23 protein-coding genes and 1 pseudogene are annotated in these 24,646 nt (G+C 55.5%); 6 read left to right on the top strand and 18 right to left on the bottom strand.

Translation table 11 applies throughout. The features are described from left to right. Positions 1–2: 2 nt before the first annotated feature. Positions 3–1,016 carry a class I fructose-bisphosphate aldolase gene (locus BKP64_RS07250; RefSeq protein ID WP_070967926.1) on the bottom strand — a complete coding sequence of 338 codons (1,014 nt, stop codon included), beginning with the start codon at positions 1,014–1,016 and terminating at the stop codon, positions 3–5. A gap of 161 nt (positions 1,017–1,177) precedes the next feature. Between BKP64_RS07250 and BKP64_RS07245 the strand changes: the two genes are divergently transcribed. Then, positions 1,178–3,235, top strand: a complete 2,058-nt coding sequence (locus tag BKP64_RS07245) for a dehydrogenase (RefSeq protein WP_070967923.1) — start codon at positions 1,178–1,180, stop codon at positions 3,233–3,235. Between the two features lie 77 nt (positions 3,236–3,312). On the opposite strand, the gene BKP64_RS07240 is transcribed toward BKP64_RS07245, so the two are convergent. The 3 genes from BKP64_RS07240 to BKP64_RS07230 form a co-directional block, all read right to left on the bottom strand. Next, positions 3,313–4,008: an aspartate/glutamate racemase family protein gene (locus tag BKP64_RS07240; protein WP_070967921.1), complete on the bottom strand. Its 696-nt coding sequence runs from the start codon at positions 4,006–4,008 to the stop codon at positions 3,313–3,315. Between the two features lie 66 nt (positions 4,009–4,074). Beyond that, positions 4,075–5,094, bottom strand: a complete 1,020-nt coding sequence (locus BKP64_RS07235) for a sodium:calcium antiporter (RefSeq protein WP_083329176.1) — start codon at positions 5,092–5,094, stop codon at positions 4,075–4,077. A gap of 129 nt (positions 5,095–5,223) precedes the next feature. Continuing rightward, on the bottom strand, positions 5,224–6,048 hold the full coding sequence (locus BKP64_RS07230; RefSeq protein WP_070967915.1) for an HAD family hydrolase: 825 nt from the start codon (positions 6,046–6,048) through the stop codon (positions 5,224–5,226). Positions 6,049–6,286: 238 nt separating this feature from the next. On the opposite strand from BKP64_RS07230, the gene BKP64_RS07225 reads away from it, so the two are divergent. Next, a complete protein-coding gene (locus BKP64_RS07225) occupies positions 6,287–6,619 on the top strand; it encodes a DUF3135 domain-containing protein (RefSeq protein ID WP_070967912.1) in 333 nt (110 codons plus the stop codon). On the opposite strand, the pseudogene BKP64_RS19745 reads toward BKP64_RS07225, so the two are convergent. Together BKP64_RS19745 and BKP64_RS07220 are read right to left on the bottom strand one after the other, a co-directional pair. Beyond that, positions 6,620–6,688 (bottom strand): annotated as a pseudogene (locus BKP64_RS19745) (SHOCT domain-containing protein); the annotation flags it as partial. A 45-nt stretch (positions 6,689–6,733) separates the two neighbouring features. Further along, positions 6,734–7,690: a LysR family transcriptional regulator gene (locus BKP64_RS07220; protein WP_070967909.1), complete on the bottom strand. Its 957-nt coding sequence runs from the start codon at positions 7,688–7,690 to the stop codon at positions 6,734–6,736. Positions 7,691–8,330: 640 nt separating this feature from the next. On the opposite strand from BKP64_RS07220, the gene BKP64_RS07210 reads away from it, so the two are divergent. Next, positions 8,331–8,984 carry an ABC transporter ATP-binding protein gene (locus BKP64_RS07210; protein WP_099092580.1) on the top strand — a complete coding sequence of 218 codons (654 nt, stop codon included), beginning with the start codon at positions 8,331–8,333 and terminating at the stop codon, positions 8,982–8,984. After that, complete coding sequence (locus tag BKP64_RS07205) at positions 8,974–11,544, top strand: ABC transporter permease (RefSeq protein ID WP_070967900.1); 2,571 nt, start codon at positions 8,974–8,976, stop codon at positions 11,542–11,544. Before BKP64_RS07210 ends, BKP64_RS07205 begins: the two co-directional genes overlap by 11 nt. An 87-nt stretch (positions 11,545–11,631) precedes the next feature. Here BKP64_RS07205 and BKP64_RS07200 read toward each other — a convergent pair whose 3' ends face one another. The 7 genes from BKP64_RS07200 to BKP64_RS07170 all read right to left on the bottom strand — a co-directional run bounded on the left by BKP64_RS07200 (position 11,632) and on the right by BKP64_RS07170 (position 19,305). Then, positions 11,632–12,384, bottom strand: a complete 753-nt coding sequence (locus tag BKP64_RS07200; RefSeq protein WP_198402656.1) for an ABC transporter ATP-binding protein — start codon at positions 12,382–12,384, stop codon at positions 11,632–11,634. Between the two features lie 28 nt (positions 12,385–12,412). Then, positions 12,413–13,174, bottom strand: coding sequence for an ABC transporter ATP-binding protein (locus BKP64_RS07195; RefSeq protein WP_070967897.1), 762 nt, complete (start codon positions 13,172–13,174; stop codon positions 12,413–12,415). Between the two features lie 2 nt (positions 13,175–13,176). After that, on the bottom strand, positions 13,177–14,412 hold the full coding sequence (locus BKP64_RS07190) for a branched-chain amino acid ABC transporter permease (RefSeq protein WP_083329175.1): 1,236 nt from the start codon (positions 14,410–14,412) through the stop codon (positions 13,177–13,179). 4 nt (positions 14,413–14,416) lie between these two features. Next, positions 14,417–15,451: a branched-chain amino acid ABC transporter permease gene (locus BKP64_RS07185; RefSeq protein ID WP_070967894.1), complete on the bottom strand. Its 1,035-nt coding sequence runs from the start codon at positions 15,449–15,451 to the stop codon at positions 14,417–14,419. A 125-nt stretch (positions 15,452–15,576) separates the two neighbouring features. Further along, the gene (locus tag BKP64_RS07180; RefSeq protein ID WP_070967891.1) at positions 15,577–16,920 is read right to left on the bottom strand and encodes a substrate-binding protein; all 1,344 of its coding nucleotides are present in this window, start codon (positions 16,918–16,920) and stop codon (positions 15,577–15,579) included. Between the two features lie 266 nt (positions 16,921–17,186). Continuing rightward, positions 17,187–17,843, bottom strand: coding sequence for a class I SAM-dependent methyltransferase (locus BKP64_RS07175; protein WP_227515529.1), 657 nt, complete (start codon positions 17,841–17,843; stop codon positions 17,187–17,189). Between the two features lie 142 nt (positions 17,844–17,985). Continuing rightward, complete coding sequence (locus tag BKP64_RS07170; protein WP_070967889.1) at positions 17,986–19,305, bottom strand: serine hydrolase domain-containing protein; 1,320 nt, start codon at positions 19,303–19,305, stop codon at positions 17,986–17,988. Between the two features lie 188 nt (positions 19,306–19,493). On the opposite strand from BKP64_RS07170, the gene BKP64_RS07165 reads away from it, so the two are divergent. Then, entirely contained in the window at positions 19,494–19,886 is a 393-nt protein-coding gene (locus BKP64_RS07165) for a RidA family protein (protein ID WP_070967886.1), read from the top strand. A gap of 156 nt (positions 19,887–20,042) precedes the next feature. Next, a complete protein-coding gene (locus BKP64_RS07160) occupies positions 20,043–21,017 on the top strand; it encodes a 1-phosphofructokinase family hexose kinase (protein ID WP_070967883.1) in 975 nt (324 codons plus the stop codon). Here BKP64_RS07160 and BKP64_RS07155 read toward each other — a convergent pair. The 5 genes from BKP64_RS07155 to BKP64_RS07135 form a co-directional block, all read right to left on the bottom strand. Beyond that, positions 21,001–21,393 (bottom strand): hypothetical protein, encoded by a 393-nt coding sequence (locus BKP64_RS07155; RefSeq protein ID WP_070967881.1) that lies wholly within the window; start codon positions 21,391–21,393, stop codon positions 21,001–21,003. The genes BKP64_RS07160 and BKP64_RS07155 overlap by 17 nt on opposite strands. 29 nt (positions 21,394–21,422) lie before the next feature. After that, on the bottom strand, positions 21,423–22,478 hold the full coding sequence (rsgA, locus tag BKP64_RS07150) for a ribosome small subunit-dependent GTPase A (protein WP_070967878.1): 1,056 nt from the start codon (positions 22,476–22,478) through the stop codon (positions 21,423–21,425). A gap of 115 nt (positions 22,479–22,593) precedes the next feature. After that, on the bottom strand, positions 22,594–23,079 hold the full coding sequence (locus BKP64_RS07145; protein WP_070967875.1) for an acyl-CoA thioesterase: 486 nt from the start codon (positions 23,077–23,079) through the stop codon (positions 22,594–22,596). A gap of 136 nt (positions 23,080–23,215) precedes the next feature. Beyond that, on the bottom strand, positions 23,216–23,785 hold the full coding sequence (locus BKP64_RS07140) for an acyloxyacyl hydrolase (RefSeq protein ID WP_070967872.1): 570 nt from the start codon (positions 23,783–23,785) through the stop codon (positions 23,216–23,218). A 281-nt stretch (positions 23,786–24,066) separates the two neighbouring features. Then, positions 24,067–24,543, bottom strand: coding sequence for a YbhB/YbcL family Raf kinase inhibitor-like protein (locus BKP64_RS07135; RefSeq protein ID WP_070967869.1), 477 nt, complete (start codon positions 24,541–24,543; stop codon positions 24,067–24,069). Positions 24,544–24,646 lie beyond the last annotated feature (103 nt).

The following is a 24,646-nucleotide window of genomic DNA, read 5'->3' as shown; positions in this document are numbered from 1 at the left end:
CATCAGCTCTCCATGTCCGGTGTGTAGGTGCCCCAGCGGGCTGCGCTGTTGAGCCTGGCCCGTTTAAGCATCGCTTCCTGGGCGGCCGGTCCGTTTTCCAGGTGTCCTGCCCACGCCTTCTGGGCCGGTTCCTGCAAGGCGCGGCCGTAGGAGAAGCTCAGCTCCCAAGGCTGGACCCCTTCGCTGTTAATCGCGTTCAGGTTCAGCGTAGCTTCTTCCGGTGTCTGGCCACCGGACAGGAAATTGATGCCCGGCACGGCTGCCGGTACCGACCGCCTGAAAACCTTAATGGTTGCCTCGGCTACTTCCTCTGGGGAGGCTTTCGGGCACTCCTTGCCCGGGGTGACCATGCTCGGTTTCAAGATCATGGTTTCCAGCTCTATGCCATGACGATACAGAGCAAGGAACACTTCTCTCAGCACGGCCTCACTGACTTGCGCACAGCGTTCCATGGAGTGGTTTCCGTCGATAAGGACCTCCGGCTCGACAATCGGCACGATACCCATGGACTGGCAAACCGCTGCGTACCGAGCCAGCATTTCGGCGTTGGCTTCAATGGCCTGGCGAGAGGGCAGGGTGTCCGAGATATGGAACACGTCACGCCATTTGGCAAACCGGGCGCCTGCGTTCTTGTATATTTCCAGTCGGTCATCGAGACCATCCAGGCCAAAGGTAATCTCATCGCCCGGTGCATTGATCAACGGCTTTTTGCCTTTGTCCACCTTGATGCCGGGCACAATACCCTGGCTCTCCAGCAGCTTCGGAATCGGCACCTCATCCAGGCTGTTCTGGCCGAGGGTTTCCTCGAACAGAATAACGCCACTGATAAAGTCTCCTAGCCCTGGTGCAGAGAGAATCAGGCTTCTGTATTCGCGGCGGTTTTCTTCTGTGGATTCAACATCCACTGCTTTGAAACGTTTGGCAATCGTAGGATGGCTTTCGTCCGCCGCCAGAATACCTTTGCCAGGCTGGACAAGATCCTGAATGGTCGTGGTCAGTTCGTCCTGAATGCTCATGTCGGCTCCTGTTATCTATAGTCCGGTTTCGTGATACCGAGCGATACTGTTTTTATTGTAGACCGTCAACCGGCGACGGGAATTTGATCTGGGCTAAGGCAAGGGTGGTCTTCATGTTTTACGCTAGTAAATATAACAACAGGAATACAAAGGACTGAATTATGAAAACGGTGGTCAGTGTCAGCCAGGGGTCCTCAGAGTACGACTACGACCTGGAAACGGAATTTCTTGGCCAGCCCTTCCGGATTATCCGGATCGGCACCGACGGTGATCTTTCCCATGCCGAGTCGGTCCTGGACTCGGTTCGGGACCAGGCTGATGCCATCGGTCTGAGTATGATCCACGACCACTATCAGGTAGGTCGGGAACAGCTGGAACATCCGGAAACGGCACGCCTTGAAGCCTGTGTTCCGGACAAGTCGGTGACCACCGGGGCGGGGCTGCGTGGTATTCTTCAGGAATGGGCTGTGCGCCATACTCAATCTGAACTCGGGCATTTCTTTGATAATGCGCGGGTTCTTTTTATGAATGGACAGGCCGGCTACCGGATCGCCAGATCACTGGCGGAGCACACCGAAAACCTGTTTTTCGCAGACCCCTACATGGACTTTGGCGTTCCACGAATGCTTACGTCCCTGAAACAGCTTGAAAGCTATACTTCCCTGACGGCCCCGATCATGTTCCGGCCAACGGCTGTAAAGATGGTGGAGACTGTTCTGCGAAACCCGATTTACCGCCTTGGCGAGGGGCTGGTGAAAGGGTCTTTGCACCACGCTGTTCGGGACTCGCACGTTATTGTAGGAGCTGTTGGTGATCTGGAAGCGTTCAGCCAGAAGGAGCTGGATGGCAAAACCATCATCACCTCCAGGGTGACAGACGCTGCGCTCGACTGGATGCGCTCGCGCAAGGTCGCGATGGTGGTGGATTACAGTCCTTGGCTGGAGGGTCGGCCCATTGGTGTCAACGTTATGGAAGCGATGATCAGCGCCGCGCTCTCAAGGACACCGGAACAGCTTAGCCCTGATGATTACCTGGACGTGATTGAACAGCTTGGTGTGGAGCCCCGGATTCTGTACCCGAATGGCTATCGCCGCGTAAACCGCTTTGCCTTTGTGATCCACCCGCTGTCTCAGCAGTACCTCACCAAGACGCCACCCCTGGACTGGATTGCTAATGTGTCGCCGCCTGTGGTTATGAACCTCGTGGAAAAGGCCGTGGCGTATACGCCGCCATTTCTCTATTCAAAAGTATCCGGTATTACCTCGCCCACGGGAGATGAGGTGGAAGGTTGGTTGATTACCGTCGGCGGAACTCCACGGGAAATCATGGCCCATGGCCCGGAGTTCACGTACAGCAGGTTGCTGGCGGCCGCCAAACTGGCGAAAAAGCTCGGTGCCCAGATTATGGGGCTGGGGGCCTTTACCAAAGTGGTTGGCGATGCTGGCATAACCGTTGCAAAACGGGCACCTCTGCCGATTACCACAGGCAACAGTTACAGCGCCTCTGGAGCGCTCTGGGCTGCGCATGACGCGGTTCGGAAAATTGGCCGTGTCCATATTGGCGAGAGCGGCAAGATGGCCGGCAAGGCCATGGTGGTCGGTGCAACGGGTGCGATTGGCTCGGTCTGTGCGCGCTTGCTGGCCAAGGCGGTGGATGAGATCTACCTGGCTGCGCCGGAGCCGGCGAAACTGTTGGCTCTGAAAGAGAGTATCGAGCAGGAGACCGAAGGCGCCATTGTCCACGTGGCAGGTTCTGCTGATCGGGACGTTGCCGACATGGACATGATTGTGACGGCCACCTCCGGTGCCGGAAAACGCATTCTTGATATCATGAAGGTAAAACCCGGTTGCGTTATCACCGACGTTGCCCGTCCCCTGGACATTTCTGCCGAGGATGTGGCCAAACGGCCGGATGTGCTGGTGATTGAATCAGGCGAGATCCAGCTCCCCGGCGACGTCATAATGAAAGACATAGGTTTGCCGAAAGGTATTGCCTATGCCTGTCTTGCGGAGACGATTGTGCTTGCGCTGGAAGGCAAGTTTGAGAACTTCACCCTGGGTCGCAATATTGAATGGGAAAAGGTTCGGGAGATATACAAAGTCGGCCTCAAGCACGGTATGAAGCTGGCCGCGATTTCCGGCGTGAATGGCGTCTTTACCGAAGAGGATTTCGAACGGGTTCGAGAGCTTGCGGCCAGCAAAGAGGCTGAGGCAGTTTAAGACTCGGGCAGAACGCATGATTAATTGCGACCAGACGCTTTCGGTGGCGTCATTTTGCGCCATTTACGATGGGGGGTTCACAGACCTTCGAGTGTGCGATCCACGGCAATGGCGGCATGGATTTTCGTCGTGTCGTAGAGAGCAACGGATGTATCCGTTTGCCCGATCAACAGGCCGATTTCCGTGCACCCGAGAATGACTCCCTGCGCGCCCCGACCCGCCAGGGAGGCCACAATATCAAGGTAGGCCTCCTTGGAGGCCGGGTTAACTTTCCCCCGGCACAGCTCTTCGTAGATGACTCGGTGTACAACCGCCTTCTGGGACTCATCTGGCGTGACCACTTCAATGCCAGCCTGTTCCAGGCGCTTGCGGTAAAAATCCTGGTCCATGGTGAATCGCGTCCCCAGCAGGCCGATTCTGGTAATGCCGTCCTGTTTCAGCACCCCGGCGGTGGCATCCGCTATGTGTAGCAGAGGGATGTCGAGAGCGTTCTCAATGGCAGGCGCGACCTTGTGCATAGTATTGGTACAGATGAGCAGAAGCTCGGCACCTGCTCTCTGGAGAGACAATGCAGCATCGCAGAGTATCTCGGCGGTTTTGCCCCAATCGCCCTGGTGCTGAAGGGTTTCGATCTCGGCGAAATCTACGCTGTATAGAATGAGTTTTGCGGAATGAAGACCGCCAAGCCTGGCATTTACTCCCTGGTTGATCAGCTGGTAATAGGTTTGAGTGGATTCCCAGCTCATGCCACCCAGTAGGCCAATGGTCTTCATCAGAAACATCCTTATCAGGTAATGGATCCGGGGTTGATAGTGACCCCCTCCGGCCCTTCCAGTCATTCAGCCACTTGCGACTACAATAGACAGCGTTACAGTGTAAATCAGCAATATCAGGGCGCTCTCAAAGCCGATCCGGCCAATGCCATAGAGCTCCCGCCTGACCATCCCCATCAACAGAATGGCTGTCATCAGGATGCTGACCAGGCCCCAGGTCATCTGTATTGGTGTGATGTCATGGTAGATGGAACCACCCGGGTAGCCAACATCAGCCGCGGCCACCACCAGCATATTAAAGCAATTGGTGCCAAAGATATTACTCACTGCGAGCGTAAGCGCACCCCGACGAATGGCTGCAATGGTCGTGACCAGTTCGGGCGAGGAGGTGGCGAGTGCCGTGAACAGGCCGCCGATCAGGGTTTCGGAGAGCCCGGTCTGGTCACTGATGCTCTTGGCACTCTCCATCACCACCCAGCCGGCTATACCGGTTACGACGGCCAGTGCGGTGAAGTTGAGCCAGGCCATGGCCAGGCCGCCGCTGAGGTAATGTTTGGGTTTGTCTGGAACGGTCTGGCGGGTGAGGCGGGGGAACCACATGGGTTTGTTATCGGTTCGGCGAACCAGATGCAATCCGAATAAATACGCTGCTACGATCACCGGGGTAACGGGGTGCAGGCCCCAAAGGGAAATTGCCGGACCTGCCATCGAAATCAATGGCAGTGCCAACAGCACAATCAGCAACGCCGCAAGCATCAGGTTTGTAGGGGAAGCGGCAGCGTGCTCCAGATTCGCCCTGCGATAAATTACATCCGCTATGCCGAGAAATACCAGGTTCGCGGCCATGCTTCCCATGATATTACTCATGGCAAGGTCCGGCCTGGAATCCAATGCTGCGCTCAGAGTGGCCGCGAAGTCGGGCAATGAAGTTACCCCTGCCAGCAAAAAAATCCCGAACAATGCCTCGCCCAAGCCGGTCCGGTCCGCCAGTTCATCCGCAACTCTTGCCAGGCGACTGCCCGCGGTGACGATGACCACGGCACTGATCGTAAATGTGATAATGCTTGCTGTGAGGGATGGAAACACAATGTGCCTTGATCGTTGTTGCCTGTGAATGCATTCAAGAGGTAAATGGCATTTCGAGACCCTGGGTGTTCATTAGCATTCTGCCGGTATTGGTAAGACAATTAGCAGTCGCCAGCTTTGCTCTGAGAGTCAGCCATATTTTCGTTTGTACAGTCTGAGGATTCCCCTGACAGTAACATCCAGCTGACTGCCTGTAGAGTAGTCTCCCTGCACCACATAGTTTGCCCTCTCTTCAGAGATCAGCTTCTCGATCTTCTCCTGCGTTGTCTGCTCGCCCCATTTTTCACCATCGAACACCGCAATGCTGCAACCGCCTTGGGCTTTGACCATCTTCATCGCCGGAATGTCGGTGTCTCCGTCACCGATATAGATAACGTGGTCGAAGGGAAAAGGGCGCTCCAGGGGCTCAAGGTATTTATTGATGGTCACGTTATCCCAGCTGTTTTCGATGCCCTTGTTGATGCGAAACAGGTACTGGGTCTTGGTGGTGTAGTCGATCGCGACGGCGGGCCATTTGGCGTGCCCGGTGGTTTCATCGTAGTGGTAGCGACAGCCGAAGATCTTCTTGAAATGCTTCGCCACCGGCGTTCCGCGAATCATCTCCTCCAGCCCGCTTGAGACGATGTAATGGCTCAGCGCTATACCCTGGTCGCTGGCAAAGCGATTGATGGCATCAAACCAGCCCTCCACACCGGGAAACAGGGGAATGGACTGGCCATGCACGCGCAGCCTGTCAGGCGTCAGCTCATCGTGCATACCCACATCGCGGGCGCGCTTTGCCAGTTCCCCAAGGTAGGTGAGTATCTCGTCGCCGTCCCGTTCAAAGTTCTTACGGTTCACCTCGGGCCAGAAGTCCGAGTTTTCGCTCAGGCCGAGGGTTGGCATCAGGCCATGTTCGGCGCAGTTGCCTCGGGCGAGGGTGCCGTCGAAGTCGTAAACCAGGGCGCATTGCATCGTCTTTTGCCTTCTTGTCGATCGATCTGTCCCGGCTTCCTGTTCGCGGCAGGAAGTAGGTTGGATGTCGCTCGAAGATAGGTTTGATTACGGAACCATTCAAGGCTTTACTAAAATAAAAAAACGCAGAAAAAAAACAGTCTGGTTTCCGGACTGTTGAACGAGGGTTACAGGGGCTTTTAATGCGAGTGGTGCTGCACTGAGTAACTGAGTAATTGAATCCAGGGAGGAGGAAATTATGAATATGCCCACGTTCGATGAGCTCAAGGATCTGGCTCACCGTGACCCGGAAGGCTTTGAGAGGTTACGTGCGGAATTGATTGATGACTGTATTCGCGGCAGCTCGGAGCGCAACCAGCGCCGGCTTCGCGGTCTTCAGTTTGTGATTGAGGCTCGGCGACGGATAGCCGGTAGTCCCATGAAAGCGCTACTGGATATTCAGGCCATGATGCACGACTCGTTTCTTGCTCTACAAGAGGCCCTGCTGGCGCAGCGGCGCCCTGATGTTCCAACGGCGCGGAAAAATGCTCGAGTTCTGCACTTTGGACGGTCCCTGTCCTCGCGGACTTGATTAATCCTCCAGGTCACGGCGCTTTTGATCATATTCGTCCTTATCGATATCTCCCCGTGCGTAGCGTTGTTTTAGAGACGCTCAGTGAGAGGTTAAATTTCGTTTGCCCCAATTTCATATACTTTGCCCGGCGAGGCGTTGCTTCTGCGCCCGGACGGCTTCCGTCAGAAAGTCCATCAAGGCATGAATCCTAACGACTCCTCGAAGGTCCGGGTGCATCAGAAACCACAGTCCGTATTCCAGTTCCGGGATGGGGTCCGTTAGTTGGATTATGTCCGGATCTCCATCTGCAAGATAACAGGGGATGACCGCCAGTCCCATGCCTGATCGAATAGCACTCAGAATACTGACCAGAGTATCAACACGGTAGACACAGGCTTCCTTAAGCGCATTAGTGTCCATCCACTGGTCCACTGATGAATCCTGCAGCCGTGGCCCGGCGCCAATCCATGGTTGGGAGGCAAGAGTAGCGATGGACGTGCCCGGCGTCAGGCCAAGGCTTCGATGCCCGTACACGGCCTGGCCAATTGTGGTCAGCGGCCGGCCGATCAGGCTTTCGGGCGGGCGGTTGGACGGACGAATGGCCACATCTGCCTCCCGGCGAGTGAGGTTAAACAACTGGTTGGACACGGCAACGTCCAGCACAATGCCTGGGAATTTATGCTTGAATTGTGTGAACAGAGGCGCCAGAAGTCCCATCAGCAGGGAGTCTGTTGTGGTGGTCCAGATCTCTCCACTGGGCGCAAGGTCGCGACCAGCCACCTTGCGTTCAGCGGCAAGAGCAGCTTCATCCATAACCCTGGCCGTGTCGGCAATCTCCTCTCCGGCCAGTGTTGGCCGGTAACCCTTCCGGTTTCTCTCAAAGAGGATCACCCCCAGACGTTGTTCAATATCACCCAGCCGCCGGAAAACCGTGGCATGGCTCACGTCCAGAGCCCGTGATGCACCGGACAGAGAACCTGAAGTCGCGATTGCAAGCACTAGCTGAAAATCATTCCAGGCCAGATTGCTACGTGTTCTCTGCGAAGTGACAGAGTCTTCGTCGGGTTGTTTGTCTGTTCGTTTTTGCAAAGTTTGTTCTCGTATATAGGGAATAGCTTGCAGTTTAGAACAATATTAGCATGTGCCTGAACTTTGGAGATAACGAGAACGCCCCGATGCCGGGGCGGTGTAATGGAGGTCAGAAGCATGTTGATTTCAAAAGAGATGACGTACTCTTTTGGCGGCAATACATTAGCGCGCCGAGATTACGGAAAGGTATCAGACCCGGGTGTCGAGAACTCCCCCGGGAGCAGCATACCGCCGAGGTATCGGGATGGGATGGGCGGTATTAACCTTGATACGGTAAAGCAGGATCAGCGTCAGGCTCGGAGAGAGTTTGTGCGGGCGATGATACGGAATCTGGTAAAATCTCGCCGGTATTGAGAAGTTACCGGCGCGGCAGCGCTCCTAAGAGTCGGCTTCATAACTGACCAGATCCACATCTGCGGCTGGCGTCTTCCAGTATAATCCCATGGCGCCTTGCTAAATTCACTCGTTCGTCATCGTAGCAGACGGGATTGTCCGGCACTCATAGTGCGCCAGTCTGAAAAACTTCTCGTACTCTGAATTAGTTTCCAACTTCTGCATGGCGTTGAGGTTCATAGAAAACTTCCGTGCTAGCAATACTTCCATCAGAGTGAAAGGTGTCTCAGTGTCCACCAGCGTCCAGATGAGCGATATCAATCTCGCCTACCCAACAGAGTCAGGTACCGTTGCAGTGCTCAACAACGCCTCACTCACGGTTCCGCCCGGCGAGACACTGGCGATTACCGGGCCCTCTGGAAGTGGGAAGACCTCGCTGCTTCTGCTGCTCTCCGGCCTCCAGCGACCGACCAGCGGCGACATTCTCGTTGGTGATCAGCGCCTTGGTGACATGGACTCTAACACCCTTGCCGACTGGCGGAGCGAACACCTTGGCATCATCTTCCAGTCTTTCCATTTATTACCCGGCCTGACCGCGCTGGGTAACGTTAGCCTTCCGCTTGAAATTGCCGGGCAGCCTAAGGCCCTCGGGCGGGCCGTTTCCATGCTGGAGGCAGTTGGCCTGAGCCATCGGCTGCAGCATTACCCGGGGCAGCTTTCCGGGGGAGAGCAACAGCGTGTCGCGATTGCCAGGGCACTTGTTCACCAGCCGAGCCTGCTGCTGGGCGATGAGCCGACTGGCAATCTGGACCACGAAACCGGCGAAAAAGTACTTTCCCTGTTGTTCGACCTACATAAGGAAAGCAAGTCCACGCTGGTACTCGTGACGCACGACGAGCGTGTCGCAGAGCGTTGTCAGCATCGGGTCCGGATGGACGGTGGGCGCCTCTATGAAGTCTGAAAACGCCACCAGGCCTTTGTGGATGCTGAAATTCGCGATCACCGATCTGCGATCACGCATCTCCGCGCTCAAGGTCTTTCTCGCGTGTCTCATTCTTGGCGTCACCCTCGTAGCCGCGACGGCCAGTTTGTACCGGGTTATCGAAGAGAGCCTGCTGGCGGATACTCGTGCGCTTCTTGGTGGAGACGTGGAGCTTGATGCCAGCGAGCCTTTACCGGATGAGGTGCTGGAGTGGATTGGGTCCACCGGCAGTATCTCGTTGGTCCGGGAGTTCGACACCATTGTCAGTGGCAGCGACGGTGATGGCTTCTTCCGAGCCGAAATCTTGGTCCCGGATGCGGCCTATCCACTTTACGGCGAGCTTCAACTGACGCCGGATGAGCCTCGCACAGAACTCGCGGCACGAAAGGGTGATTCGTGGGGCGCCATCATCGATCCCCTGCTTGCTGAACGCCTCGGTCAGTCCATCGGCGACCAGATTCAGATTGGCGCAGCGACCTTTCGCATCAGCGGCCTTATTCAGAACCAGCCGGATCGTAGCCTGAATGCAAACTGGCGCGGGCTACCGATCATGATTTCCGAGCAGGCGGTGGAGGCAACGGGGCTGATCCGGCCGGGCAGCCGCGTGGACTATGAATATCGTGTGCAGACCGACCAAAATCTGGATGCCTGGCTGGAGGCATTCGAGCAGGCCTTTCCGGATACACGATGGGACATCACCACCTTTGCCGAGCGCAGCGAACGCATCGCCGAACGGCTGGACCAGATTGCCACGGCGCTCATCCTCATTGCCTTTACCACTTTGTTTATTGGTGGCCTGGGCGTTGCCAACAGCATCCATGCCTATCTGGACGAAAAACTGGGCACCATTGCCACGTTGCAGACACTGGGGCTGCGCCGCAAGCCTTTGGTAGTAATCTACCTGTTACAGATCGGTATATTGGGCAGCCTGGCTGGCCTAATTGGCGGTGGAATCGGGCTGGCGCTTTCTGTTGTGGCGATCAGTCTGGCGGGCGATGCTTTTGCGTTGGCCGGGCCTGGCGGAGCAGGGGGGCATTGGCTGTCCCTGTGGTTTGTACCCTTGCTCCTGAGCTGGTTGTTTGCGGTGCTGACCGCTTATGTCTTCGCGTTGCCGGCGCTGGCCAGGGCACTCGCTGCCTCACCGGCAGGGCTTTTCAGGGGCCAGGTTCAGGCGGCCCCGAATGAACCTCGCAGTTGGCGGATTGCAAGCTATCTACTGCTGGCGCTCTATATTGCCGCCACCCTGTTCTGGTTACCGTCCCCGCAACTGGGGTTCCTGTTCCTGATCGCGGTGATCGTGCTCTGGGGTTTGCTGGAGGGTCTGATCAAGGGATTGCGGCGTGGTGCCAAAACACTGGAAAACGGCGGTTTTGCCGATCGTAGGTTTGCCCGGCGCCTGGCGCTGGCCAATCTCCACAGACCGGATTCGCCGTTGCGGGCAACACTGCTTTCACTGGGCACGGCACTGACCCTGGTGGTGGCTTGCACTCTGATGGTCGCCACCCTCCTGCGAGCGCTGGAAACCACTATACCGGCTGAGTCACCCGCGCTTATTCTATATGAGGTTTTTCCGGACCAGATGGGACCACTTGAGTCTGGCCTTGAAGCCGTTGATCCCTCGAGCAGGGTAGAGCTTCTGCCACTGGTTCGATCACGCCTGGCAACGATCAACCAAGAGCCGATTGCAGAGGTACTCGCGGATAATGCGGAAGCCAGGCGCGAGGCCATGGGGGATGAATACAAACTCAGCTATCTCTCGGGAAATCCGGAAGGCCTTGAGCTGGTGGAAGGCACCTGGTGGACATCGTCTGCGCCGAAGGGAGAGCCCGCCTTCATGGCCATGGAAGATCGGGAGGCCAACCAGCTCGGGCTGGGTGTCGGTGACCAGGTGGAATTTATCGCCCAGGATAAGACCATTACCGCCGAAATTCGGGCCATCTACCGGCAAAAGGGCCTCCAAACCCGATTCTGGTTTGAAGGGGTTTTGCAGGAAGGTGCACTGGACGAATTAATCAGGCTCCACGTAGGCGCGGTATACCAGAGCGATGAGGCTGCCAAACAGTCCCAGCAATGGCTGGCCAGAAATATCCCGAACGTGATCACATTGCGCACCGCTGACTGGCTCGAGACAGCCGGAGATCTGCTCAACAAAGCTGCGGCCGGGCTTGCGGCGGTTGCCTCGGTCAGCCTGATGGCAAGCCTGCTTGTGCTCTCAAGCGTGGTGAGTGTCAGTCGCAGGCGACAACTCTACGAGGCCAACCTTCTGCACTGTCTCGGTGCCAGGCACCAGGCCATTCGGCAATCCATGTTGCTGGAAACCGGACTGCTGACCTTTCTTGCAACGGTTTTCGCCACGGCACTCGGGGCGCTCATTGCCCTGCCAGTGGCCGACCTGCTGCTGAAGCTGCCAGCAGGCGATCTTTGGTGGCTGGGTGTGCTGGTAGCGGGCGTCGTCAGTTCCCTGGCTCTGCTGGGTGGCCTGCTGCCGACCCTGAGGGCGATGCGGCTGAACCCGGCGACTTTATTGCGGGACGGCTGAGATGAGTCCGTAACGAGAGAGGATAAATCCATCCCGGTCAACGCGGCGCAGAAAGTACTGGGCGCTTTTGCTGCGGGATGGATATTTTCAAATAGAAAGGTAGGTCTGACGGAGCTGTTCGTCCTCCAGCACTTCACTCGCGAGACCGTCAAACACGACCTGCCCGGACTCCAGAATGACCGCCCGGTCCGCCAGTTTCAGCGCTGCAATCGCGTTTTGCTCGACGATGACGGTGGTGATGCCCAGCGCCTTGATTTCTTTTAGCGTGCGCTCGATTTCCTGCACGATAATGGGTGCCAGCCCTTCGTAAGGCTCGTCCAGTAGCAAAAGCTTGATGTCCCGCGCCAGTGCCCGACCGATGGCCAGCATTTGCTGCTCGCCACCCGACAGGGTGGTGCCCTCCTGATTACGCCGCTCGCGCAGGCGTGGAAACAGCTCGAAGATACGATCAATTGACCAGCCGGGGGACGGCGCCAACTGAGCCAGCTTCAGGTTTTCCCATACGCTCAGGCCTGGAATGATGCGACGGTCCTCGGGGACCAGAGACAGTCCGTTCTGGGCCGCCTGATATGCCTTCATGGTGTGCAGCGGCTGATGATCCAGCCAGATTTCACCATGGGTAACGGCGGGCGAATCCACGCGGGCGATGGCGCGCAAGGTCGAGGTTTTCCCAGCCCCGTTACGCCCGAGCAACGCGAGAATTTCCCCCTCATGGATATTCATCGTCACGCCCTGGACAATGTAACTCTCACCGTAATAGGCGTGCAGATCCCAAACCGAAAAATAGGCGGGCCTTGAGGCTTCATGCTGGGCATGAGTCGTCGGTTGTTCTGACATCATTTCCATTCCTTCACTGTGACCATGGTGTTCACTCCGACTCCACCTTGCCCAGATAAGCTTCCTGCACCTCAGGGTGGCCTTTGATATTTTCAGGGTGATCCTCAACAATCACATGCCCCTGCGCCAGCACGCTGATTCGGTCAGCCAGGCTGAACACTACGTGCATATCATGCTCAATCACTACGAAAGTAATGTTGTGGGCCTCATTGATGGTTTTCAGCAAATCGATCGTGTTGTTGGTGTCAGCCCGAGCCATGCCGGCCGTGGGCTCATCAAGCAACAGCAATTTGGGCTGCTGGACCAGGCACATAGCCATCTCCAGCCTTCGCTTGTTGCCCCGGGACATGGCGGACGCCGTATGATGACGTTGATCAACTAATCCCACATCCTGCAGTATTTTCTCGGCCTGCTCGCGTATGGCGGTCTCCTTCGCCAGTGACTTGAAGGGCGAGATGTGAAAGGCACCGTCCCGATGAGCGAAGGCCGGGATCATTACGTTTTCCAGAATGCTTAACTCGGAAAACACCTCCGGTGTCTGGAACACACGGCTGATGCCGGCTTGATTGATCTGGTAGGGTTCCAGGCCCAGAAGGCTGCTATTGTTGAAATCGACCGTGCCACTGTCCGGCAACAGCTTGCCGATAAAGCAGTTAAGCAGCGTGGATTTGCCCGCGCCGTTGGGTCCGATAATGGCGTGGACGGTGTTTTCCTGAACCGACAGATTGACATCATTCAGCGCCAGAAGACCGCCAAACCGCTTGTTTACGCCTTTTACTTCGAGTATCCCCACGACTACGACTCCCTCGTGTTGACGGAACTGGGCGATGGTTTCCCAGACGACACATCGTCACCCGGGGGGCGGGTGTCACTCTGGGGTGACGGGGTTTTACGGGCCTGCGACAATCGCGCAACCAGATTCATAATCCGGCTGGCCCCCTCCACAAGACCGCCCGGAAGAAAGATCACCACCAACATAAAGATCAACCCCAGTGAGATGTGCCAGCCGCTACCCAAAAACGGCGAGACTATGGCGACAAGTACATCCGTCACCCCATCAGGTAATGCCGAGAACCAGCCTTCGACCACCGATTCATTGATGCGGCTGAAGATATTCTCAAAATACTTGATGATGCCGGCCCCGAACACCGGTCCAATCAACGTCCCGGCGCCCCCCATAATGGTCATCAGCACCACCTCGCCCGAGGCAGTCCACTGCATGCGGTCCGCCCCGGCGAGTGGGTCCATGCAGACCAGTAAGGCACCTGCCAGGCCCGCGTACATGCCGGAGATGACAAAAGCCGTGAGTGTGTAGGGCCGAGAGTGGAATCCAGTGTAGTTGAGCCGGGTCTGATTACTTTTGACCGCCCGCAGAATCATCCCGAACGGCGACCGGAATATGCGCAACGACAGGTAGAACATGCCGATCAAAATCAGCGCGCTGACATAAAACCCGACGTTAAACTGCAAATCCATCCCGAGAAACGGCACCACCGCCGTATCCCCCATCTCAAGCCCAAACAGGGATGGTGAGGCCATTTGGCCAGCTTCACCGGCACTATCCAGAATGCGGGGATCCTCAAGGTCGAGTTGCAGTCCGGTTTCGCCGTTGGTGATGGGGGTCAGTACCGAGTACGCCAGGTTATAGGACATCTGGGCGAACGCCAGTGTCAGGATAGAAAAGTAGATCCCGGACCGCCGCAATGAAATGAACCCTATCAACAAAGCGAACAGGCCCGACACCACCACTGAAAAAATGATGGCAGGTACAATGTTGATGCTGAGCAGCTTTAGCATCCAGATCGCCGAATAGCTGCCGACGCCCAAAAATGCCGCATGGCCAAACGACAGATAGCCGGTCAGTCCAAACAGGATGTTGAAGCCAATGGCGAAGATGCCGTAGATGGCGAAACGCTGCATCAGATCCGGGTAACCTGCACCCAGCGGCGCCATGATCAGTGGCGTGGCCAGCACGAAAATGGTGAACAGGACCATCAGAGCCCTATCGCTTGTACGTAGTATTTTCAGCATGGCATCAAGTCTCCATTACGCCTTTGCGCCCCATGAGTCCACGAGGACGTGTCAGCAGAATAATGACTGCCACCAGGTAAATGATGACCTGATCAATGGAGAACCCGAACAGGAAGTCCTTCACCTCGGGCATGGAGGCGAAACTCTGCAGGATGCCGAGCAGGAAACCCGCTGCCACCGCACCGGTCAGTGATCCCATACCGCCCACGACCACAACCACAAAACACAGCACCAGAAAGTCCATGCCCATGTGATAGTTCGGCGACAGGATCGGGGTGTACATAACGCCTGCCAAACCAGTCACCACGGAGGCCAGACCAAACATAGCAGTAAACCGTTTGTCGATGTTGATGCCCAGCAAACCAACGGTTTCGCGGTCCGCCATGCCAGCCCGCACCACCATGCCAAAGGTGGTGTAGCGCAAGAAGGCGAATATCCCGCCGATAACCACGCCCGCAAACAGGAAGTAAACCAGACGCCAAATCGGATAAATCACGGCATTTTCCGCCATACCGACCAATGCCCCGACATCAATGGAGCCTACGAACGCTTCTGGCGCAGGCTGAGGAATGGGGTTGGCACCGTATACGGATTTGATGACTTCCTGCAGCACAATGGCCAACCCGAAGGTAACCAGTATCTGATCAGCATGAGGTCGCTTATAGAAGTGCTTGATCAGTCCGCGCTCCATCACGATACCAACCAGCAGCATCACTGGAATGGCAAACAGAATGGACCAGAACACGGAGTAGTCGATCATGGTCGCGCCAAATTCGCCAAACCAGAGCTCAACATAGGGGACCTGAATTTCCAGTGGCGTACCCCAGGGGCTAAGTTCGGTGTCGGAAAGCGTGACTCTCTTGAACGACAGTAAGTTGTTGAAGGTGACGGTACAGAACGCACCAATCATAAAAAGAGCGCCGTGGGCGAAGTTCACCACACCCAGGGTGCCGAATATCAAGGTCAGCCCTAGCGCGATCAGGGCATAGGCACTGCCTTTATCCAGCCCATTCAGTATTTGCAGAAGGATGGCATCCATCGGTATTTACCTTGTCTGACAACAGTCGCCTGAAGTGCAACAGGCATATCAAGATCGGGCCGCTGGAGGTGCACTGGCCGGGGTGGTCAGTGCACCTCTTCTCAGAGGTGGTCAGGTTCCTGGAATCAGACGCCTGGATTACACTTACCGAGCGAGCCACCGGCAAACATTGGATGGTTGGGGTCGTAAGTGACTTTGTCTGCAGAGGTTACATTGACCACTTCCAGCAAGTCGAACTCAGAAGTGGGGTTTTCCTTACCGCGAACCACGAGCACGTCTTTGAAGCATTGATGGTCGTCGGCGCGGTAGAGCGTCTTGCCATTGCCCAGCCCATCAAACTCGAAGCCTTCGAGCGCTTCAACGATGGCGCAGGGGTTAAAACTGCCCGCGCGTTCGGCGGCATCGGCATACAGCAGAGTTTGCACGTAACAGGTATGTGCGGCCTGTGAAGGAGGCTGGCCATACTCTTTGCCATAAGATGCGACAAAGGCTTTCGAACCCTCATCCTGCAAAGACCAGTGCCAGTTGGTGGATCCGAATATGCCTTTCACGTTGTCACCGGCGCCGCGGGCCATCAGGCGGGAATAAAGCGGCACAACAATTTCAAATTGTTTGCCGTTGACCATCTTATCGCGCAAACCGAACTGAACTGCGTTGGTCAGTGAGTTCACCATGTTCGAACCGTAGTGATTCAGGACCAGCACATCGGCACCCGAGTTGGTAACCGGAGCGATATAGGATGAGAAGTCGGTTGCGGACAGCGGCGTCCGGACGGCATTCACTGTCTCCCACCCGAGCTCTTCAGTCGCGGCAATCATGGACTGCTCCTGAGTCCAGCCCCAGGTGTAATCCGCCGTCAGGTGATAGGCTTTACGGTCGTTCCCATAGTGTTGCGACAGCACCGGCGCCAGCGCCGCAGCCGACATATAGGCGTTGAAGAAATGTCGAAAGCCGTTGGCTTTCTTGTCTTTCCCTGTGGTGTCGTTGGAATGGGTCAAACCGGCCATGAAGATGACGCCGGCATCCTGACAGAGCGACTGAACAGCAACCGCTACCCCGGAAGACGAGCCCCCGGTAATCATGATGGCACCGTCTTTTTCGATCATCGCCCGGGCGGAGGCGCGAGCGGCGTCCGATTTGGTTTGGGTGTCGCCGGTCACATACTCAACCTTGCGGCCGAGAATACCGGTGCCTTTGAGCATTTGTGATGAGAACGTGTTCAGCATGCCACCGTCGCCTTCTCCATTGAGATGCTTGACGGCAAGTTTGTAGGCGCGTAACTCATCGGCACCCTCATCCGCGTAAGGGCCGGATTGAGGAACGTTAAACCCAAGCACGACACTGCCTTTACCTGGTTCATTCGTGTAAGCGCTTGCGGCTCTGGAAAAGATCGTTGGAGCAACAAGTCCAGCGCCTAGAACAGCACTGCCTTGAAGGAACTTGCGGCGGTTCAGATAGTAATTAGACATAGGTTTCTCCCTGAATTGTTCTTGTTTTTTTTGGTCGCTGAACACCCTTGTTTATTTTCTAATCAGGTGTCCTCTCAATCGTAACTTTCCAGAGGTCAGGCGATTAAGCAATAGGAATTCACCTGAGTTACAACTAATGTCTAAGGTCTGATGTCTAATGCGCTGGGTGTCAGCTCTTGGGGTATAATGCGGCTTAATCCGGCGCTCTTGTTAGACGAAGAGGGGAGTGCATAGTACACATTACCTCCAGGCTTCAGGCTTACTGATTATCCGTCGGATTTGTGTGAACTGGCGGTGGCAGTCAGCAAGAACACGGGATAGCTACGGTCCTCTTTTTCGATCGCGCTGGCGGACACTACCTCAATCCCTGAAAAACCGGCTTGCTCGGCAGCACGGGCGATGTCGTTTCGCTCAAAGCCGAAATGGAACACGCCAGTGTCTTCGCTATGAAAGGTCCCGTCTTCCTTGTCCAGATCGGAGATGGCGATAAAGCCGCCGGGTTTTAAAAGCTCCCGGAAGCGGCGGAACATGGCATCAATATCCCGCACATGATGCATAGTCATGGACGAGATGATGCCGTCGAAGCATTCGTCGATAGACTGTTCTTCGAGATCAATTTCCCTGACATCCAGTTCACATTGCAGCGAAGCTCGTTTTTCTGCGAGCTGCCGGTTCATGGAGGGAGAAATGTCCACGGCCGTAATTTTCTTCACGTGGGGAGCGATGCGCTCCAGTAACAAACCGGTCCCGGAGCCGAAATCCATAAGGTGCATGGAGGGTTCGATATGCGTCTTCTCCAGGATGGTGTTGGCTATGTTGGAGACGTTATCGACGCGGTCGCGGTTCTGCTCGTAACTTTCTGCCTTGTGGGCGAAATAGTCTTTGCTCATTGATTTGGTCATCTTTTCTGCTTGAAACGCCATAGATTATGCGGCGTCCGGGCGTAAGTTCAAGTTGGTATAAATTAATTCCAAATCTCCACGGGCCAGAAGCGCAGTGTCGGTGATCGTCAGTTAGCCCAGCCAAGGGGCTCATTTGGCCCCGAGTGTTTAACGGCCTTTTATCTCAATTCATGTTCACCAAATACTCCGCTACGGCCTGATAAGCCGGTAGTGAGGTCGGGTCAATCTGGCTGTTGCCGGCCTTTGGGTAGGAGGCGAAGCGCACAAGGACCATATTGGCGGTGGGGTCTATGTAGATGGTTTGGCCGTGCACTCCCCTTGCGGCATAGGAACCATGGGCGTTGTGGAAGTTCCACCACATGCTGCGGTAACTGCCTCCGGGGAGGGTAGTGTAGCCCGCTTTGGCGAAGGCCTCCTTGTCGCCGCCGGCCTGTATATTGTCCGCCACAGCTTCAGGGAACAGCTGGTGCCCATCGTAGCGCCCCTTGTTCAGCATCAGATGGCCAACCCGGCCAAGGTCTCTCAAACCGGCGCTCAGGCCGCCGCCGGCGAAGGGAGTGCCTTTGCCATCGACGGTCATATAAGCGTCCTGTTCGGTATCGAGAGGTTGCCACAGGCGTTCGGCCAGCATGTGTGCCACATTCTGGCCACTCACGCGTGAGATAATCCAGCCCAAGGCATCGGTGTTGATGGTGCGGTAGCCGAAGGCGACCCCATGTTCGCCATTTTGCTCCACAGTTTGCAGGTACTCGAAGTAGCCATCCGGGCCGCTGTAATCGGCAGGTTTGGGCAGGGGGCTGGCGGCTGCCGAGTATTGCCAGATATCAGCGTTGGGATCGGCGTAATTTTCGCTATAATCCAGCGCGGTGGTCATGTCCATTACCTGGCGCACCGTGGCGCTGCCGAAGGCACTCTCTGCCAGTTCCGGAATTATGCTGGTCACATTTGCCTGGTCGTCCAGCTTGCCTTCCTCCACCAGGATTTCAGCCAGTAGGCCAGTAAGGGATTTGGTCATGGACATGGCGGCGTGTTTTCCTGTTTCGTCCAGACAGCCACTGTAGTGCTCGTAAACGATCCTGCCGTTATGCAGAATCAGCAGCCCGTCAGTGTAGTTGGCAGCCAGGGATTCTCGCCAGGTCATGGCAGTATCGCTGCCCAGAGGTGTGAACGTGATGTCGTCGATGCCGTTATCAAGTGCATAAGGCAGGTGGACGGGTGCGCCGATTCCCCGGCTTACCCGGGTGGTGGGCAGCAGTTCGCGGATGTGGCACACGGTCCAGCGCAGCTTCGGGAAGCTGAAGTAGTTGCTCTGTGGTTGGGTGATGAGTTTGTCGGGTAGAGGTGGAAAGCCGGTCATCCATTGCATGGCTTTCGGGTCTGACGCTTCAGCGTTGAGTGTGGCGTTTGTTTGGTTGCCCGCGAACGCGGCGGTAAAGTTCAAAGCAAGTAATACCAAGGCACAAACAGGATTGAGGTTGGGCATTTGCAGACTCCTTGCAAACCTGACTTTACATTTTCAGGTAACAGCGTCCTTCAAAAAAAACGCATTCGAAGTGATGCGCTCCCGGGCCTTTTCAGTCAGGATGAAAAAAATAAGCCTTTCCCGGTCTTTGGCCACGGTTTTTGAGACCTCCCCCGTTTCGATCAACCAGACTGCGAGATGAGAATACTATGAGTGCACCAATATTCCATATGATAGATCAGGCGCCAACGCCCGTCGGACCTTTTTGTCACGCCACCGAGGTAGACGGATGGGTATTCTTGACCGGGCAGATGCCAACCGATCCCAAGGATGCGAACGCAGCGCTTCCTGAAGGTGTCGAGGCCCAGACCCGCCGAGTCATGGATAACCTGATACTTGTACTTGAGGGTATGGGCCTGGGCCTCGAGGACGTGGCTTCAGTCCGGATCTTTCTGACCGAATTTGAGCGCGATTTCGATTCCATGAACAGCATTTACAAGTCTTATTTTCCGGAAGGTAAGTTACCTTCCCGGACCTGTATTGGTGTAACAGCACTCGCAGTGGGCGCGCTTGTCGAAATCGATTTCACTGCCCGTCGATAGCAACTCTCAAATAAACCTGTCCCGGTTTTACCAGGTATTATGCGCGTCAAATCTGTTGAGCTGAGCCCGAAGAATTCCTGCGGTAACGGGCTATATTGAACAAGAGATGAGCAAATTGGCCGTGGAAGTGGGTTTGAAACCACGCAGGAGCATTTGATGGTCGATGTTTTCACAAAACTGCCCGTGGCCGTTCTAAGCCTGAACCCGGCGGTGGATATCACCTATGAGATCCCCCAGCTGATTGCGGATCAGAAGGTCCATGCCCTGGAATCCCGCTACGATCCGGGCGGTAACGGGATCAATGTCGGTCGCGGCCTCAAACGACTTGGCGTCCAGGCATGTACCTTCTGTGTCGTTGCCGGCGAAATTGGTCGCTTCCTGCGCCATCAGCTGGACGCGCAGCTGGACCAGGTCAGTTATCTGGAGGTCGATGGGGAAACCCGGATTAATGGCACCATTCTTGAGAGCATCACAGGGGCACAGTTCGAGGTCAGTGGTGTCGGTCCCACGGTGTCGAGCACACAACGGGACCATCTGCTCGACCGGTTCGTGACCCATTGTGGCGATGGGCTGGGGATAATCACCGGCTCGTTACAGCGGAGCTTACCGACAGACTTATACGCGGAAGCAGTGCGGCGGGTGAGGGCGGCCGGAGGGCGTGCGGTGGTTGACTCCCATGACGAGTTGCTCAGAAATGCCATCGACGCCCAACCTTTCCTGATCAAGCCCAACCGTTTCGAATTGGAAGCCCTGGTCGGGAGGTCTCTGACGGATGAACGGGACATCATTCGGGAAGCGCGCCGTTTGCAGGAGCGCGGCGTGACCTGGGTGTGTGTTTCCCTGGGCGGTGAAGGTGCCTTGCTGGTGACATCGTCCAGTGTCCTGAAAGGCGAAGCGCCGTCGGTCCCCGTGGCCTCTACGGTCGGCGCCGGTGATTCAATGGTTGCCGGTATGGCGGCGTTATTGGCTCAGGGCGCCTCAGCTGAAGATGCACTTCGGGAGGGAATCGCCTGCAGTGCAGCGACGGTGATGCAGCCGGGGACCGAGTTGTTCGATAAGGAAATGGTCGATCGGCTGCGCGGGGAGGTTAGCGTCACGCCGCTTGGTTACGGCTTTAGTTCCGGTTCTTGAGCACCGTATAAATCTGGAAAACGGCCCCGTCCTGTGCCCGTTTTTCTACGAAATCCTCAAGCAGTTCGAGAACTCGTTTCTCGTCGTTGCTGCGAAAACCCGGCCAATACACATAGGGCACCAGATCCGGGTTGCTGATGAAGAAGAGCGCCGTCTCTTCCGGCTTGTTGGCGACGTCTCCGCGGAGGCCCACGGAGAAACGGCGGCCCTCGCTACCTCTCAGTGTCACCAGAAGTGAATTGTCCTGCTCAATGAACCGGGTGTCCTCGACAGAGACCGGCTCTGCGAGATCGGGCACCGACGTGATGTAGTACTGAAAGCCAAGAAAGGCCAGCAAAACTGCAAGCAGCGCTGCGAGGGCAAAGGATTTGATCATCAAAAGGATTCCGACCTGCTCAAAGACGACTAAATTTTCGTTCTTTTCTGTTTTACATTCTTGCCCTCTTTAACGACTTTCGCGAAAGCTCGTCCCTGGGCACGTTTCTCAGCCAAAGTTGCTGTTGCCAACGCATTCTCACGCAACAACTTTTTATAATTGGCCAATCGACGACGGTCGATTTTGTTTTCCTCGATCGCTCGAAGCACAGCACAACCAGGTTCCGTTTCGTGTTTGCAGTCCGCGAACTGACAGTGCTTTGCCAATAGCTCAATGTCGTCGAAAACCGTACCGACGGACTGATTGATATCCGCCACCTTGAGTTCTCGCATTCCCGGGACATCGACGAGGAGCCCGCCGGAAGGCAGCATGTGTAGTTCACGGTGGGTCGTCGTGTGGCGCCCCTTCTTATCTTGCTCGCGAATTTCGTCCGTCGCGGTTAGAGCGTGCCCTGCCAATGTATTCAGAAGCGTAGACTTGCCCACGCCGGAGGAACCAACGAGCGCGACGGTAGAGGCCTTATCGATCCAGGAACGAACGCCATCAAGAGTGGCGGGATCAAGTGCATTTGCAGTCTCAACCGGCACACCCGTCTGGGTGCTACGGGCACGTTGGACGTAACAGTCCACATCGTCAACAAGGTCGGCTTTGGTGAGAACGATAACAGGCGTCGCTCCGGCCTCCGCACCAAGTGCGAGGTAACGCTCCAGTCGGGACTCTTTAAACTCTTCGTTGCAGGATGTGACGATAAAAAGGACATCAATATTCGCTGCTATGGGCTGAATTTCATTGTTGCTGCCCGCCGCCAAGCGCTTGAACAAGCTTTTGCGCTCAAGGACGTGTTCGATCCTCGAAAGTGAATCATCCAGTACAACCCAGTCTCCCACAGTCGGTCGATCTATCGCATCGGACTGCCGTAAGACCGACGAGAGCTCTACAACCTTCTCACCAGACCCACAGACAACCGTACTTCTTGAACGTTGGACTGACGTCACACGCCCCAGCCGATCCTGCAAAAGACCAGCGTCCGTTAGTTGCTGGATAAAGAAAGGAACCAGTCCCAACCTTTGTAATAAGTCACTCACACTCGAGATCCATTTTGCGTAGATACATTACTTTTTTCGACCACGATTCTTGATTCCGTCCTTGTACCAAAATTGATCTGTCCCGGTTTTCGTTTATTTGTTCTGGTTTTCGTTACTACGCTTTTGGGCGGTGGAGAGCCTTATAGCGTTCCGCTAACTCAACTCGAATCGCACGACGTTCCTGCCCGTTAGCAAAGCGCCTGAGTTGCTCATCAGTGCGTGGTTCCAGTTTAGGTACTTCAACGGCTTTTCCGTTTTCATCAACCGCTACCATAGTGAAAAAGCAACTGTTGGTATGTCTGACCAGCTTTTCACGGATGTCTTCTGTGATCACTTTAATGCCCACCTCCATCGAGGTGCGCCCCGTGAAGTTGACGCTGGCCAGGAAGGTAACCAGTTCGCCGACATGAATGGGCTGCAGAAACATTACCTGATCCACGGACAGGGTAACGACATAGCTCCCTGCGTAACGGCTGGCACACGCGTAGGCCACTTCATCAAGACACTTAAGCAAGGTGCCACCGTGCACGTTGCCAGAAAAGTTGGACTTATCCGGTGTCATCAAAATGGTCATGGTAAGTGTTGTGGATTCGAGTTCCATAACGCCCTCTTGGTTATTTTACCATTCAGTATATGCGCAAAAGGTGTAGCGGCGTATAACCGGCCTACGAGGCGGGATTTCAGAAGATAGATAGAAAAATAAATCTGTCCCGGTTTTTCCGGTTTTTCCCTGATGATTAAAACCTGTAGCTGAACTCAACCATGTGAAAATCCGCTCCGGTCGTGTCAGATCCATTAACGCCGGCGTCTGAATAGTGAAGAAACCGATATCCCAGCCCCAGATTTTTATACAATGGCACAGTGACACCCGAGGTCAGGGCAAACTGGAAAGGCCCGCCATAGTCCTGGGTCCCGAAACGATATCTGCTGAACAAGGCGCCACCTGCTCCCAGGTCCAGTACAAAGCGTCCGTCTTCACTACCCAGCGTCAATTCAGGGATGAGTGAAACGACGAGCGCATTTTCCCCCGCCCCCCGTAGAATTCCAGCACTCGCCATCAAACGGCTGCTTATTCCCCAGCCTGAAGTGGAGTAACTATTCCAGGGAAAATGGAAGTTCGCCGACACATCGTATTCTTTAAAATCCTCCGGTGCGTCCTGTCCAAGCAAGGTTTTTTCTGAAACTCGTGCGCGTATGCTGAGACTCTGTAATTCCAGTTCTTCGGAGTAGCTTGAGCCAGGAACGAGAAGGCAACCGGTGATGATCGGCAGCAGACTGAAGTGAAGTGAATGGTGAGAAAAAGCCATTGCTGGGAGCCCATACTTATTTTGAGAAAGGTTTTTCGGTAATACCCCACCTCAACTATCTGTTTTCGCAATTAAAAACGGAAAAGGCTTTTGATAATTAGCCACCTAGTAACCCTTGTGCGAAGTAGCCGGTAGCAAAAGCTAACCCGGCTGCTGCGGTGCCCATTAATGAAGTACGTAGTCCCGATCGCCAGGCTGGCAGGCTAAGCCGTCAGCAGCCAAGTTGGTGAAACCTAGTACTAATGCCACTTGTGGCGAGAAGCCTGCGCCCGAGCGCGGATTTAGTCGCGCTGAAAAACGCCCACCAGCCGGTTCATACCTATCAAATGAGCCTCCACCTTTTCGAGCAACTCACTCAGGCTGAGGCCCGCGGGCAGGTCCAGTTCCTGGTCCAGGGCCAGGACCCAGAAATAATAATGGTGTCGGCCATGGCCTTTGGGAGGCATGGGGCCGCCATAGCCACTGGTTCCGAAGTCATTGGTGCCCTGGGTTCCTTTGCCAGAGCCTTCCTCCAGATGGGGTGTCGAGATCGGTAAGTTGTACAATACCCAATGCACAAATCCGTAGGAGCTATTTTTCACCTGAGGGGCGTCGGGGTCGTGACAGATCACCGCATAGGATTGGGTCCCTTCGGGCGCACCGTGCCAAGCCAACGCTGGTGAGAGGTCGGCGCCTTCTCCTGTATGCCTGGTGTCGATCTGGCCATCCGGACCGAAGTCCGGGCAGGTTAGTGTCATGGAGGACAGTGCGAAGGTCATCGTCTCTCTCCTTCTTTTGCAGAGGATCGAAAGCCCTGTCGCTGGTTTAGTGTCGGACGACAGAGCGTGGTTTAAATTCCATAATCCTCTCGTGTCGCTGTGC

It is taken from the genome of Marinobacter salinus (assembly GCF_001854125.1).
In the GTDB taxonomy this organism is placed as follows: Bacteria; Pseudomonadota; Gammaproteobacteria; order Pseudomonadales; family Oleiphilaceae; genus Marinobacter; species Marinobacter salinus.
The sequence above is the reverse complement of the archived record's forward strand: the minus strand, read 5'-3'. Positions and strand labels throughout refer to the sequence as shown.

What these genes read in the sequence shown, in the direction of transcription:
- BKP64_RS07250 (WP_070967926.1), bottom strand. Translation starts at nt 1,016, where the DNA reads ATGAGCATTCAGGACGAACTGACCACGACCATTCAGGATCTTGTCCAG.
- BKP64_RS07245 (WP_070967923.1), top strand. Translation starts at nt 1,178, where the DNA reads ATGAAAACGGTGGTCAGTGTCAGCCAGGGGTCCTCAGAGTACGACTAC.
- BKP64_RS07240 (WP_070967921.1), bottom strand. Translation starts at nt 4,008, where the DNA reads ATGAAGACCATTGGCCTACTGGGTGGCATGAGCTGGGAATCCACTCAA.
- BKP64_RS07230 (WP_070967915.1), bottom strand. Translation starts at nt 6,048, where the DNA reads ATGCAATGCGCCCTGGTTTACGACTTCGACGGCACCCTCGCCCGAGGC.
- BKP64_RS07225 (WP_070967912.1), top strand. Translation starts at nt 6,287, where the DNA reads ATGAATATGCCCACGTTCGATGAGCTCAAGGATCTGGCTCACCGTGAC.
- BKP64_RS07210 (WP_099092580.1), top strand. Translation starts at nt 8,331, where the DNA reads ATGAGCGATATCAATCTCGCCTACCCAACAGAGTCAGGTACCGTTGCA.
- BKP64_RS07205 (WP_070967900.1), top strand. Translation starts at nt 8,974, where the DNA reads ATGAAGTCTGAAAACGCCACCAGGCCTTTGTGGATGCTGAAATTCGCG.
- BKP64_RS07200 (WP_198402656.1), bottom strand. Translation starts at nt 12,384, where the DNA reads ATGATGTCAGAACAACCGACGACTCATGCCCAGCATGAAGCCTCAAGG.
- BKP64_RS07190 (WP_083329175.1), bottom strand. Translation starts at nt 14,412, where the DNA reads ATGCTGAAAATACTACGTACAAGCGATAGGGCTCTGATGGTCCTGTTC.
- BKP64_RS07185 (WP_070967894.1), bottom strand. Translation starts at nt 15,451, where the DNA reads ATGGATGCCATCCTTCTGCAAATACTGAATGGGCTGGATAAAGGCAGT.
- BKP64_RS07180 (WP_070967891.1), bottom strand. Translation starts at nt 16,920, where the DNA reads ATGTCTAATTACTATCTGAACCGCCGCAAGTTCCTTCAAGGCAGTGCT.
- BKP64_RS07175 (WP_227515529.1), bottom strand. Translation starts at nt 17,843, where the DNA reads ATGGCGTTTCAAGCAGAAAAGATGACCAAATCAATGAGCAAAGACTAT.
- BKP64_RS07170 (WP_070967889.1), bottom strand. Translation starts at nt 19,305, where the DNA reads ATGCCCAACCTCAATCCTGTTTGTGCCTTGGTATTACTTGCTTTGAAC.
- BKP64_RS07165 (WP_070967886.1), top strand. Translation starts at nt 19,494, where the DNA reads ATGAGTGCACCAATATTCCATATGATAGATCAGGCGCCAACGCCCGTC.
- BKP64_RS07160 (WP_070967883.1), top strand. Translation starts at nt 20,043, where the DNA reads ATGGTCGATGTTTTCACAAAACTGCCCGTGGCCGTTCTAAGCCTGAAC.
- BKP64_RS07155 (WP_070967881.1), bottom strand. Translation starts at nt 21,393, where the DNA reads ATGATCAAATCCTTTGCCCTCGCAGCGCTGCTTGCAGTTTTGCTGGCC.
- BKP64_RS07145 (WP_070967875.1), bottom strand. Translation starts at nt 23,079, where the DNA reads ATGGAACTCGAATCCACAACACTTACCATGACCATTTTGATGACACCG.
- BKP64_RS07140 (WP_070967872.1), bottom strand. Translation starts at nt 23,785, where the DNA reads ATGGCTTTTTCTCACCATTCACTTCACTTCAGTCTGCTGCCGATCATC.
- BKP64_RS07135 (WP_070967869.1), bottom strand. Translation starts at nt 24,543, where the DNA reads ATGACCTTCGCACTGTCCTCCATGACACTAACCTGCCCGGACTTCGGT.